Origin of the sequence: Micromonospora siamensis, from assembly GCF_900090305.1 — a bacterium.
Taxonomy (GTDB): Bacteria; Actinomycetota; Actinomycetes; order Mycobacteriales; family Micromonosporaceae; genus Micromonospora; species Micromonospora siamensis.
Window position 1 is genome coordinate 1,642,620 of sequence record NZ_LT607751.1, and the last position, 12,733, is coordinate 1,655,352.

Annotated in this window: 11 protein-coding genes; 3 read left to right on the forward strand and 8 right to left on the reverse strand. The window is 73.1% G+C overall.

The features are described 5' to 3' along the window. Positions 1-34: 34 nt before the first annotated feature. From GA0074704_RS07715 to GA0074704_RS07725, 3 genes are all read right to left on the reverse strand, one after another. Positions 35-1,297, reverse strand: a complete 1,263-nt coding sequence (locus GA0074704_RS07715) for an acetyl-CoA C-acetyltransferase (RefSeq protein WP_088969855.1) — start codon at positions 1,295-1,297, stop codon at positions 35-37. 84 nt (positions 1,298-1,381) lie between these two features. Further along, positions 1,382-2,185, reverse strand: coding sequence for an SGNH/GDSL hydrolase family protein (locus GA0074704_RS07720; protein WP_088969856.1), 804 nt, complete (start codon positions 2,183-2,185; stop codon positions 1,382-1,384). Positions 2,186-2,252: 67 nt separating this feature from the next. Further along, complete coding sequence (locus tag GA0074704_RS07725) at positions 2,253-3,305, reverse strand: SGNH/GDSL hydrolase family protein (protein WP_088969857.1); 1,053 nt, start codon at positions 3,303-3,305, stop codon at positions 2,253-2,255. Positions 3,306-3,489: 184 nt separating this feature from the next. Here GA0074704_RS07725 and GA0074704_RS07730 point away from each other — a divergent pair, with 184 nt between their 5' ends. The 3 genes from GA0074704_RS07730 (at position 3,490) to GA0074704_RS07740 (ending at position 5,819) form a co-directional block, all read left to right on the forward strand. Next, positions 3,490-3,846 carry a YkvA family protein gene (locus GA0074704_RS07730; RefSeq protein ID WP_088969858.1) on the forward strand — a complete coding sequence of 119 codons (357 nt, stop codon included), beginning with the start codon at positions 3,490-3,492 and terminating at the stop codon, positions 3,844-3,846. Positions 3,847-3,925: 79 nt separating this feature from the next. Beyond that, positions 3,926-5,296 carry a cystathionine beta-synthase gene (locus tag GA0074704_RS07735; protein WP_088969859.1) on the forward strand — a complete coding sequence of 457 codons (1,371 nt, stop codon included), beginning with the start codon at positions 3,926-3,928 and terminating at the stop codon, positions 5,294-5,296. Between the two features lie 85 nt (positions 5,297-5,381). Next, positions 5,382-5,819: a hypothetical protein gene (locus GA0074704_RS07740; RefSeq protein WP_088969860.1), complete on the forward strand. Its 438-nt coding sequence runs from the start codon at positions 5,382-5,384 to the stop codon at positions 5,817-5,819. Position 5,820: 1 nt separating this feature from the next. Here the strand turns inward: GA0074704_RS07740 and GA0074704_RS07745 are convergent, their stop codons facing one another. The 5 genes from GA0074704_RS07745 to GA0074704_RS07765 form a co-directional block, all read right to left on the reverse strand. Further along, complete coding sequence (locus GA0074704_RS07745) at positions 5,821-6,330, reverse strand: GNAT family N-acetyltransferase (protein ID WP_088969861.1); 510 nt, start codon at positions 6,328-6,330, stop codon at positions 5,821-5,823. Further along, a complete protein-coding gene (locus tag GA0074704_RS07750; RefSeq protein ID WP_088969862.1) occupies positions 6,327-7,256 on the reverse strand; it encodes a ribonuclease Z in 930 nt (309 codons plus the stop codon). Before GA0074704_RS07750 ends, GA0074704_RS07745 begins: the two co-directional genes overlap by 4 nt. A 323-nt stretch (positions 7,257-7,579) precedes the next feature. Further along, a complete protein-coding gene (locus GA0074704_RS07755; protein WP_088969863.1) occupies positions 7,580-8,764 on the reverse strand; it encodes an osmoprotectant NAGGN system M42 family peptidase in 1,185 nt (394 codons plus the stop codon). Next, positions 8,761-10,632: an N-acetylglutaminylglutamine synthetase gene (gene ngg, locus GA0074704_RS07760; protein ID WP_377471286.1), complete on the reverse strand. Its 1,872-nt coding sequence runs from the start codon at positions 10,630-10,632 to the stop codon at positions 8,761-8,763. The genes GA0074704_RS07755 and ngg overlap by 4 nt, the downstream gene beginning before the upstream one ends. A 14-nt stretch (positions 10,633-10,646) precedes the next feature. After that, positions 10,647-12,437 carry an N-acetylglutaminylglutamine amidotransferase gene (locus GA0074704_RS07765; protein WP_088969865.1) on the reverse strand — a complete coding sequence of 597 codons (1,791 nt, stop codon included), beginning with the start codon at positions 12,435-12,437 and terminating at the stop codon, positions 10,647-10,649. Positions 12,438-12,733: the final 296 nt, after the last annotated feature.

Sequence of the window (12,733 nt, forward strand, 5' to 3'; positions counted from 1 at the left end):
CGGTGTGCTGGCGGGGGTGGAACGTGACGCTGGATCAGCTGAGGCGTTCGAGGACCATTGCCATGCCCTGACCGCCGCCGACGCACATGGTCTCCAGACCGATGGTCTTGTCGTGCCAGTTCAGGGCGTTGAGCAGGGTGCCGGTGATCCGGGCGCCCGTCATGCCGAACGGGTGGCCGATCGCGATCGCGCCGCCCATCACGTTCAGCTTCTCCTCCGGGATGCCCAGCTGACGGTAGGAGGGGATGACCTGGGCGGCGAACGCCTCGTTGATCTCCACGAGGTCGACGTCGTCGATGGTCATGCCGGCCCGCCGCAGTGCCTGCTTCGACGCCTCGACCGGGCCGAGGCCCATGATCTCCGGCGACAGCGCGCTGACGCCGGTGGAGACGATCCGGGCCAGCGGCGTGAGCCCCAGCTCCTCCGCCCGCTGGGCGCTCATGATCACCACGGCGGCGGCGCCGTCGTTGAGCGGGCAGCAGTTGCCGGCGGTGATCCGGCCGTCGGGACGGAACACCGGCTTGAGGTCCGACACCGCCTCCAGGGTCACCCCGGCGCGGGGGCCGTCGTCGGTGCTCACCACCGTGCCGTCCGGCGTGGTGACCGGGGTGATCTCCCGAGCCCAGAAGCCGTCGGCGATGGCCTTCTCGGCGCGGTTCTGGCTGCGTACGCCGAACTCGTCCATGTCCGCGCGGGTCACGTCGTACGCCTGGGCGAGGTTCTCGGCGGTCTGCCCCATGGCCAGGTAGATGTCCGGGAGCTGGCCGTCCTCGCGCGGGTCGGTCCACACCTCGGAGCCGCCCTGCGCGCGCCGCTCGGAACGCTGCCGCGCCTCGGCGAAGCGCGGGTTCTCCCAGCCGCCACCGACCAGCGCCTGCGCCTCCGGGGGCAGGGCGTCGGAGTTGCCCCGGGCGTACCGGGAGACCATCTCCACACCGGCGGAGATGAACACGTCGCCCTCACCGGCCCGGATCGCGTGCATCGCCATCCGGGTGGTCTGCAGGGACGAGGCGCAGTAGCGGGTGAGCGTCGCGCCGGGCAGCCCGTCCAGGCCCATCAGGGTGGCCACCACGCGGGCCATGTTGAAGCCCTGCTCGCCGCCGGGCAGGCCGCAGCCCAGGTAGAGATCCTCGATCTCGGTCGGGTCGAGCTGGGGGATCTTGTCCAGGGCGGCCTGGACGATGGTGGCGGCGAGGTCGTCGGGACGGACCTCGCGCAGGGAACCCTTGAACGCCCGGCCGATGGGGGACCGGGCGGTGGCGACGATGACGGCGTCGCGGGACGACTCGATCGGCATGAACCAACGTTAACCCGCCGGTAACTTGGCGCGGAAGCAGGCCGCCCGGCGGGAAATGTCACCCGGCGGCGGCCCGCACCGGGGTCAGTGGCGGGAGGAGGCGTTCGCGGCGGCGGCCACGGCCGGGAGCAGGGCGTGCGCCCACACCCGATAACCGTCGGCGGACGGGTGGTAGCCGTCGTGGCAGAGGGTGCCGGCGTCGGCGCGGAACACCGGCCCGGTCTCGGTGCCCAGGTCGACCACCGTCCCGCCGGCCTCCAACGCCGCGGCGGTCTGCGCCCGGGCGATCCGCCGACCGGACCAGCTGACCACCTGCCGCAGCGGCGCGGCGATGGCGCGTACCGCGCCCAGGTCGGGGCAGGTCCCCACGACCACCTGCGCCCGTGCCTCGCGCAGCCGACGCACCGCCGCCGCGAGGTAGGCGGCCGACTCGGCGGGGCGACGCAGGGTGGTGGCGTCGTTCGCGCCGACCAGGATCACCGCCACGTCGGGCCGCTCGCCGAGCAGCGCGCGGGCCACCTGGGTGGCCAGGTCGGTGGAGCGGGAGCCGGAGACGCCGACGCTGGACAGGTGGACCCGGCGGCCGGTCGGCCCCTCGGCCAGCAGGTGCGCCAGCTGGCCGCCGAGGGTGTCGTCGAAGCGGTCCACGCCGACCCCGAGCGCCGAGGCGTCACCGAGCAGCACCAGGCGCAGCGGCACGGCTGCCGCCCGGCCCACGGTGGCCCGTAGCGCCAGGCCCAGCTCCGGCTCGGCGTACCGGCGGCTGCGGGCGGCGATGGCCTCACCGGCCAGCACGGCCGCACCGCCGATGGTGCCCGCCGCCAGGGACAGCGCGGCCGCCCGGCCCAGCCGGACGGCGATCTCACCACCGATGCCGCGTCCCGTCATGACGCCACCTCCCCACGATCCCCGTCGGCCTGCGCCGGCACCGCGCCCGATCCGACGATCCGCCGACTCATGACGTTCCCTCCAGTGTGGGGGAATCGGTGGGCGGACCGGACTGCGGCTCCGCGCCGACGCCGAAGAAGGCCCGCCGGCGCAGCTGCGCCCACCGGCCGGCCGGACCACGGTCACGGCCGCGGACCTGGGTGCCGCTGACCTCCGTGCCCGCGTGCCGGGCCGCCTCCTGCGCGGCTTTCGGCAGCGACCGTACGCCGCCCACGGCGGCCGGCGCGGGCCGGCGTTCCGCGCCGGCGCCGAGCGCCGAGATCACCGTCGGCAGCAGCGCGGCCACGGCCATCGCGTAGCCCTCCGCCGACGGGTGGAACCGGTCCCAGGCGAACATCCGGGTCGGCTCGGCGGCGAACCGGGGACCGAGCAGGTCGCCCAGGGAGACCGTCCAGCCGCCCGCCTCGACCACGGCCACCGTCTGCGCGGCGGCCAACTGCCGGCTCCACCGCCGGGCCAGCCAGCGCAGCGGCGGCTGGATCGGCTGGATGGCGCCGAGGTCGGGGCAGGTGCCGACCACCACCTCGCAGCCGGCGGCCCGCAGCGCGCGGACCGCGTCCACCAGATAGCGCACGGCCAGCCCGGGCGGCGTGCGGTTGGTCACGTCGTTGCCGCCGATCAGGATCACCGCGACGTCCGGCTCGCACTCCAGGGCCGACTCGACCTGCGGTTTCAGGCCGGCGGAGAGGCTGCCGACGACGGCGAACCGGTGCAGCCGGACCGGGCGGTGCAGCCGGCGGGTCAGGCCGGTGGCGAGCAGCGCACCCGGGGTCTCCCGGCGACGGTGCACGCCGTACCCGGCGGCGGAGGAGTCGCCCAGGACGACCATGGTGACCGGGCGGCCGGGAAACTTCGCACCGTACACCCCGTCGCAGCGTGGCGGCGGCGCCTCGGCCATCGGGATGGTGCGTCGCGCCTGCCGGGCCTGGCCGAGCAGCACCCCGCCGGTCGCGGCGGCGGCCGCGGCCGTGGCGCCCGTGCCGATCGCCGCCATCCGGGCGATCCGCCTCGCGCGCTGCCATCCCGGTACGGGCGGTACGACGGAACCAACGTCCCCCATACCGCGACATTATCGCGCCCGGACGACAACGCCCGCTGTCGTCATGACGGCCGATACGTGCCTGGGAAGCGACGGAACTGGGTACCTGTTCCGACAGTGCCGGCCCCGGCGCGGACGGTGATCCACCCGCCGGCCGGACTTGCGCGCGGGCGGCATCCTGACGGCGTGGAGAGGGGCGGGAACGATGGGTAGGACCTTGCAACGGCGAGCGGCGTTCACGGCACTGGCGAGGGCGCTGGCCGCCGGGGCCCGGGGCGGGCCCTCGCTCGGCACCCGACTGGCGGCGCTGCCCCGGATGATCCGGGCCACCGCCAGCGGTGAGTACGACGGCGGCCTGCGGCTGGCCCTGATGGCGGCGGCGACCGCGTACGTCGTCTCGCCGCTGGACGTGGTCCCCGAGCTGTTCCTGACCGTGCTCGGCCTGGTGGACGACGCGGTCATGGTCACCTGGCTGGCCGGCAGCGTGCTGTCCGAGACCGACCGCTTCCTGGAGTGGGAGGCACGTCGCAGCTCCGTCATCCCAGGGCATGTGACGCCCTGACGGGACGTACCCTGGGCGCGGACACGCGAGTCATCTGCCCGGCGCCGCAGCCGGTGCCGGAGGAGAAGGACACAACGAGGTGCAGTACTACGACAACGTCGTCGAGCTGATCGGGAACACCCCGCTGGTGCGACTGCGCAACGTCACCGAGGGCATCCAGGCCACGGTGCTGGCGAAGGTGGAGTACGTCAACCCGGGTGGTTCGGTCAAGGACCGGATCGCGTTGCGCATGGTCGAGGACGCCGAGGCGGCCGGCCTGCTCTCCCCGGGTGGCACCATCGTCGAGCCGACCAGCGGCAACACCGGCGTCGGGCTGGCCCTGGTGGCCCAGCTCAAGGGCTACAAGTGCGTCTTCGTCTGCCCCGACAAGGTCAGCGAGGACAAGCGCAACGTGCTCAAGGCGTACGGCGCCGAGGTGGTGGTCTGCCCGACCGCGGTGGCCCCGGAGGACCCCCGGTCCTACTACAACGTCTCCGACCGGCTGACTCGCGAGATCCCCGGCGCGTGGAAGCCCGACCAGTACAGCAACCCGGCCAACCCCCGCTCGCACTACGAGACGACCGGCCCGGAGCTGTGGAAGCAGACCGAGGGACGGATCACCCACTTCGTGACCGGCGTGGGCACCGGCGGCACCATCTCCGGCATCGGCCGCTACCTCAAGGAGGCCTCCGAGGGCCGGGTGCAGGTGATCGGCGCCGACCCGGAGGGCTCGGTCTACTCCGGCGGCACCGGGCGTCCTTACCTGGTCGAGGGGGTCGGTGAGGACTTCTGGCCGACCACCTACGACCGCGGGGTGGCCGACGAGATCATCGAGGTCTCCGACAAGGACTCGTTCGAGATGACCCGGCGGCTGGCCCGAGAGGAGGGGCTGCTGGTCGGCGGCTCCTGCGGGATGGCCGTGGTGGGCGCCCTGGAGGTGGCCCGCAAGGCCGGCCCGGACGACGTGATCGTGGTGCTGCTGCCGGACGGCGGCCGGGGCTACCTGTCCAAGATCTTCAACGACAAGTGGATGGCCCGGTACGGCTTCCTCGACGACTCCGGCAGCGAGGCGACCGTCGCCGACGCCCTCGCCGGCAAGCCGGGCGGGATCCCCGAGCTGGTGCACGTGCACCCGACCGAGACGGTCCGCGACGCGATCGACTACATGCGCGAGTACGGCGTCTCCCAGCTGCCGGTGCTCAAGGCGGAGCCGCCGGTGGTGACCGGCGAGGTGGCCGGCTCGATCGCCGAGCGGGACCTGCTCGACGCCCTCTTCACCGGGCAGGCGCACCTGCACGACACGATCGAGCGGCACATGGCCGAGCCGCTGCCGATGATCGGTGGCGGTCAGCCGGTGAGCGAGGCGGTCGGCCTGCTGGAGAAGTCCGACGCGGCGCTGGTGCTGGTCGACGGCAAGCCGAAGGGCGTGCTGACCCGCCAGGACCTGCTGGCCCACCTCGGCGCCCGCTGACGTCACGCTGAACGGGCCCCCTGCCGGACACCCGGCGGGGGGCCTGTCCGTACCCGGGACACCTACCGGAAGGAGGGTGGCACAGATGGGGGACCGACGCTGGGACCTGGGGCTGGAGGGCAACCTGGTCTGGCGCTACTTCCCGGAGGGACGGGAGACGATCGCCGAGATGGTCGCCGCCCGCTTTCAGTACGGCACCGACGACGACCTGCCACCCGAGGTCATCGACCAGTACGAGTACTACGTCCACGTCGTCTGCCCGCTGGTGTCCGCCCGGTTGGGGTTGCGGCCGATCGACCCCGATCTGCTGCGCCGGTTCTGCGCGTTCTGCCGGGAGCTGTTCGCCCACGCCGACGCCAACCCCGGCCCGGTCGCCTGGGACATCGAACACCATCTCGGCATGTACGTCTTCTACGGCCTGGACACGCCGGAGGTGTACGCCCCGCTGCGGGCGGTGGACCCCGCGCTGGTGCGGATCCTGGAGCGACGCTGGCCCGGCCGGACCGGCGGGGCCACGGAATGAGTCAGAGGTCCCGCGCGTAGCGGAGCTGGGGCACCTCGACCGGACCGATCCGGTCCCGGCGTTCCTGGCCGGTGGGCTGCCAGCCGCCGCGTTCGTAGAAGGCCCGGGCGTGCGTGTTCTGCCGGAGCACCCAGAGCACCGCCCGGCTCCAGCCCTGGTCCCGCATGGCGGCCAGCGCGTCGACCATCAGCGCCCGGCCGGTGCCGCGACCACGCTCGTCCGGCTCCAGGTGGATGGCGTTGAGCAGGCCGGTGGCCGGGTCGCCCTCGTCGTCCGGGCCGAGATAGCTGAAGCCGACCAGCCGCCCGTCCCGCTCGGCGACGGTCATCCGGTGGTCGGCGCCCTCCCAGACCAGCCGCTCGACCCAGTAGCGGCCCATTTCCTCGGGCGTGGGCGACGCCAGCGCCTCGGCCGACAGGAAGGCCGAGTAGGCCGCGATCCGGGAGCGTTGGTGCATCGCCCCAACCGCCATCAGGTCGTCGTCGGTGGCGGGCCGCAGCGTGATCGTCACCCGGCCGAGGCTACCCGCCGGGGCGGCACCTGCACGGTGGTCAGGTCCTCGGCGATCACCAGGTCGCCGGTGAAGTGCTCACGGGCCTCGTCGTGGAAGCGGCGCGGGTCGGCGTACCGCTGGGAGAAGTGGGTGAGCACGAGCCGGCGTACCCCGGACTCGGTGGCCACCCGCGCTGCCTGCGCGGCCGTGAGGTGGCCGACCTCGGCAGCGAGCGCGGCTTCCGAGTTGAGGAAGGTCGACTCGATGACCAGCAGGTCGGCGTGCTCGGCGAGGGCGTACACCCCGTCGCAGAGGCCGGTGTCCATGACGAAGGCGAACCGCTGGCCGGGTCGGGTCTCGCTCACCTCGTCGCGGGTGACGCGACGCCCGCCGACGTCCAGGTGGCCGACGCGTTGCAGCTCGCCGACGGCCGGCCCGCCGATCCCGTACGCGGACAGCCGCTCCGGCAGCATCCGGCGGCCGTCCGGCTCGACCAGCCGGTAGCCGTACGTCTCGATGGGGTGGCGCAGCCGGCGGGCCTCCAGCGTGCCGGCGCGCAGGGCGATCCGCTGCCCGTCCGTGCTGATCGGCTCGACGGCCAGCTCGGCGGTCTCGTGGAACGAGCTGGCGTGCCGGAGCCGGGCGAAGTATTCCGCGCCGCCGGCCGGGAAGTGCACGGCGACCGGGTGGGGGACCCGGTCCAGGGAGAGCCGCTGGATGGTGCCGGGCAGGCCGAGGCAGTGGTCGCCGTGGAAGTGGGTGACGCAGATCCGGGTCAGGGCGGTGGCGGTGACGCCGGTGTGCAGCAGTTGCCGCTGGCTGCCCTCGCCCGGGTCGAAGAGGATCACCTCGTCGTCCCAGCGCAGCACGTAGCCGTTGTGGTTGCGCAGTCGGGTGGGGGCCTGGCTGGCCGTGCCCAGCACCACCAGCTCGCGCATCGACACCGGGATCTCCTGGGTATGAAGCGACCCCCGGGGCGCTCCGCGCTCGCGCACGGGCCGACTGGACTGGGTCGGCGCCCCGGGGGTCGGGTGGCTGTCGTGGATTCGCCGCACCGCTGCCACACGGTCTCGACGATGGTGCTGTGCCCGCCTCGCGGCGGACGAGTTCACTGTCGAGGACAGCGGCTAGCGGACAGCCACCTCACGAGTCCGATTGCTATACAAGTCTGGACCACCTCCTTTCGCGTGTACCGCCACGCTATCCACTTCTCCGGGGCGGCGACAACGGTTTTCTGATCACAGGCCGGCGGGGAACAGCGGCGGGGTCAGTCGATGCCGATCGGGCCCTCGCGCGGGCCGTCCTCGTTCGCCGGCTGCACCGACAGCGACGGGAAGTCCGCCAGGTCGCCCTCCGGCTCGGCGTCCCACTCGGGGAAGACCAGGTCGCTCTGGAGGTAGAGGCAGAGCAGCTGGGTGAGCTGCGCGAGCCCGTCCAGGTGGGTGCGCTCGTGCCCGTGGGTGGCGTCCACGCCGAAGCCCAACAGCGCCACCCGGGCGTGGGCGCCGGCCTCGACCGCCGCGGCCACGTCCGAGCGGTAGTAGTCGAAGACGTCGCGGACCAGGTCGACGCCGTGCTCGCCGGCGATCCGGGCCAGGTTGCGGGTCAGGTGGTAGTCGAACGGGCCGACCCCGTCGCCCATCGCCAGGGTCGCCGCGTCCTCCCGGGACTGCTGGCCGGGGGCCACCACCGCCGCGTCCACCGAGACGATCTCGGCGACGTCCGGGTCGAGGCCGTGGCTGGCCCCGTGGCCGATCTCCTCGGTTACGGTGACCAGCAGGTGGGCGGTGACCGCCGGGGTGACGCCCGCCTCGACCATCGCCTTGAACGCGGTCAGCACGGCCGCCACGCCGGCCTTGTCGTCGAGGTGCCGGGACTTGACGTACCCGCTGGCGGTGATCATCGGGTTGGGCAGGAAGGCCACGAAGTCCCCCGCGTCGATGCCGAGGGCCCGCAACCCGGCGATGTCCTGCACGGGCTCGTCGACCCGCAGCTCCACCAGCTCCCAGCCGACGCCCTGGAGGTCGACGCCCTCGTTGTAGCGGTGCCCGCTGGCCTTGAGCGGGAGGATCTGGCCGGTGACCACCCGGTCCAGGTCGTCGGTGAAGATCCGTACGTGCGCGCCCTCGGCGAACCGGGCGCTGTGCGTACCGACCGGTGTCACCTCCAGCCGGCCGTTCTCCTTCAACCGCTTGACCATGCCGCCGATCGTGTCGGTGTGCACCACGATCGCCCGGTCGGCGCCGGTGGACCGGGGGCCGGGCAGGGAGGCGCTGAGCGCCCCCCGCCGGGTCAGCGTCGAGGAGACGCCGAGGGCGGAGAGCCGCTCGCCGACGTACTGCTGGATGTGGTCGGTACGCCCCGACGGGCTGGGGATCTCCAGCAGCTCCAGCAGCACCTGCCGGAGGTAGTCGAGGTCGAGCTTCAGCGGGGTGGGGGTGCGTGCGGTCATGCCGGAGAGCTTGCCGCACCTGCCGGAGTCCAGAGCCGCTGCGGTGCCCGGGTCCCCGGGAAGAGCAGGTCGACGAAGCGTTCGGCGGTCGGCTGCGGCTCGTGGTTGGCCAGGCCGGGCCGCTCGTTCGCCTCGATGAAGACGTGCTCCGGCCGGTCGGGGGAGGGAACCAGCAGGTCCAGCCCGGTGACCGGGATGTCCAGCGCCCGGCTGGCCGCGACGCACGCCTCGGCGATCTCCGGGTGCAGTTCCCCGGTCACGTCGTGGATGGTGCCGCCGGTGTGCAGGTTGGCGGTCCGCCGCACGGCCAGCACGGTGCCCTCGGGCAGTACGTCGTGCAGCTCGTGACCGGCCTCGGCGATCACCTCGCGGGTCATGTCGTCCAGCGGAATCCGGGACTCGCCCCCGGTGGCGGCGGCCCGGCGGCGGCTCTGCCGCTCGATCAGCTCGGCGATGTCGTGCACCCCGTCGCCGGTCACCTGGGCGGGCCGGCGCACGGCCGCGGCGACCACCTCGTGGTCGATGACGATCACCCGCAGGTCCTCGCCCTCGCGCAGCTCCTCGATCAGCACCTCCGGGCAGAACCGGCGGGCCAGCTCGACGGCGGCGGTCAGCGCCTCCGGGGTGCGTACCCCGACGGTGATGCCGTTGCCCTGCTCGCCACGGGCCGGCTTGACCACGACCCGGCCGGCCTCGGCCAGGAAGGCGTCGTCGCCGGCGTCGCCGGTGGCGGTCCGGCCGCGCGGCACCGACAGGCCCGCCTCGGTGAGGATCCGCCGGGTGACCCGCTTGTCGTCGCAGCGGCTCATCGCCACCGCGGAGGTCAGTTCGGAGAGCGACTCGCGGGTGTGGATGGTCCGGCCGCCGCTGGTCAGCCGCAGCTCACCCCAGGTCGGGTCGGTGACCTCGACCCGGATGCCGCGCCGCATCGCCTCGTCGGCGACGATCTTCGCGTACGGGTTGAGCTGGTCGTACCCTTCCGGCATGGCGGGCAGGAAGAGCCGCTCGTTGATCGGGTTCTTCCGCTTCACGCAGAGCGTCGCCGTGCGATAGAAGCCCAGCCGCTCGTAGAGCCGGATGGCGCCGGTGTTCTCGGCCAGCACCGACAGGTCCACGAACGCCCGACCGCGGGCGGTGAGCCGGGCAGCCAGGTCGGTCAGTAGCGCCTGCCCGGTGCCGGGCGGGGCGGTGTTGAAGTCCACGGTGAGGCACCAGAGGCTGGCACCGTTCTCCGGGTCGGCGAAGACGGCCACGTGGTCGACGCCGGTGATGGTGCCGACGACCTCCCCGGTGACGTCCTCCGCCACCAGGTGCAGGAAACGGTCGGTGCGGGCGTTGGCGACCAGCACCTCCACCGGCGCGGTGACCATGCCGTTGCGGGCGTAGATCCGGTTCACCGCGTCCGCGTCGGCCTCGTCGCGCAGTGGCCGGATCCGCAGCCCGGGGATCTCCGCGCCGTCCCGGCCGGAGGTGCCCTCGGTGGTCTCCCGCGTCGCGGCGGTGACCACACCGTCGGTGCGGGCCGGCCGGTCGCCGCCCAGCGGCAGCCGGTAGGTCAGCGACGGGTCGATGAAGAGCTCGTCGGGGAGGCGGGACACCAGCACGTGCGGGTCGCGCAGGTAGATGCAGATGTCCCGGGCGCCGGCCGCCTCGGAGCGCAGCACCTGCGCCACCGCGGCCTGGTCGCCGCCGAAGGTCTGGCCGAAGACCAGGCGGCCCCAGCCGCAGTCCAGCACCACGCCGTCGCCGGTCGTGGACCGTTTCGCCTCGGTCGTGCCGGGCGCCACCGGGTCGCCGCCCGGGCCCACGCGCTCCCGCCGCGGGCCGAGCACGCGCTCCCGGTCGGTACGCGCCGTGCCGGTCGCCATCGTGTCGGTCACGGTCAGTCGATTCCGTGGCTCTGGAGCCACATTTCCAGGAGTCCGAGTTGCCACAGCTTGTTTCCGTTCAACGGGGTCAGTTCGGCGTTCGGGTCGGCGAGCAGCGCGTCGACGTAGTCGGCGCGGTACAGGTCCCGACGGCGCGCCTCGGGCGCGGAGAGGGCGTCGCGTACCCGGTCGAGGAGCTTGCCCTCGAGGTGGGTGAGGCCCGGCACCGGGAAGTAGCCCTTCGGCCGGTCGATGACCTCGTGCGGGAGGACCCGCCGGCCGATCTCCTTGAGCACGCCCTTGCCACCCTGGGCCAGCTTCAGCTCGGGCGGGCAGCTCGCGGCCAGCTCCACGAACTCGTGGTCGAGGAAGGGCACCCGGGCCTCCAGCCCGTGCGCCATGGTCATGTTGTCGACCCGCTTCACCGGGTCGTCGGTCAGCATGACCTGGGTGTCGATCCGCAGGCCGGCGTCGACCGCGGTCTGCGCGCCCGGCCGGTTCAGGTGGGCGGCGACGAACTCACGGGCCGGGTCGCCCTCGGCCAGCCACGCCGGGTTGAGCACCCGGGCCAGGCCGGCCGCGTCGCGGTCGAAGAACGCCTTCGCGTACGTCTCGAGCGCCTGCTCCCGGTCCGCGCCGGCCAGCGGCGGGTACCAGTGGTAGCCGCCCAGGATCTCGTCCGCGCCCTGCCCGGACTGGACCACCTTGACGTGCCGGGCGACCTCCTGGCTGAGCAGGTAGAACGCGACGCAGTCGTGGCTGACCATCGGCTCGCTCATCGCGGCGACGGCCGCCTCCAGCGGCGGGACCAGGTCGCCGGTGGGCACCTTGATCTGGTGGTGGTCGGTGCCGAAGGTCTTGGCGACCAGGTCGGAGTAGACGAACTCGTCGCCCTCCCGACCGCCGACCGCGTCGAAGCCGATCGAGAAGGTGGAGAGCCCGGAGCGGGTCTGCCCCTCACCGGCCAGCAGGGCGACCACCAGGCTGGAGTCCAGGCCGCCGGAGAGCAGCACGCCCACCGGGACGTCGGCGACCATCCGGCGGCGTACGGCGGTGGTCAGCGACTCCAGCAGCGCGTCCTGCCAGTCCCGCTCGGACCAGCCGGCCCGCTCGGCGGAGCGGGTGAACGACGGGTCCCAGTAGACCCGCTCGGAGGTGCGGCCGTCCGGCTCGTAGACCCGGACGGTGGCCGGGGGCAGCTTCGCCACGCCGCGCAGGATGGTCCGCGGCGGCGGCACGATGCTGTGGAAGCTCAGGTAGTGGGTCAGCGCCACCGGGTCGATGCCGGTGTCGATCCCGCCACCGGCGAGCAGCGCCGGCAGGGTGCTCGCGAAGCGGACCACGCCGGGCGTCTCGGCCAGGTAGAGCGGCTTGATGCCGAGCCGGTCCCGGGCCAGCACCAGCCGGCCGGTGTCCCGCTCGGTGATCGCCACGGCGAACATGCCGATCAGGTGGTCGACGAAGTCGGTGCCCCACTCGGCGTACGCCTTGAGCACCACCTCGCTGTCGCCCGAGGAGAAGAAGGTGTGGCCCTTGGCCTGCAGCTCCTGGCGCAGCTCACGGTAGTTGTAGATGCAACCGTTGAAGACGCCGGTGAGGCCCGCGCCGGCGTCGACCAGGGGCTGGCCGCTCGCCGCGGAGAGGTCGATGATCTTCAGGCGCCGGTGACCGAGGGCGACCGGCCCCTGCGACCAGGTGCCGCCGTCGTCGGGCCCCCGGTCGTTCATGGTGGCCGCCATCCGCTCCACCGCCGCCACGTCGGCCCGTGAGCCGTCCCGCCGGAACTCGCCTGCCAGTCCGCACATGGCAGCCAATCCTGCCAGAGGATGTTGCGGTTTGCCTGTTGAGATGATGACGGTTGTGTGACGAGATTGCTATCATGCGCGACCGCGTGGTCGGCCGCTGGCTCTGGCCCGGGGCCGAAGATGCTTTCGCCATGCCGGCACCCGGCTGTCCGGTCTGTGGGCCGTGAATGCTGTGACGAACCCCGCAGTGCCCGGCGGAGGTCGAGCCCGTTGTCAGTGGGGCTCCCGCACTTCAATCATGTTCTTGATGTGATCTGAGTCACTCGCGCTGCTGACCCTGGGTGATCGCCCGCTCG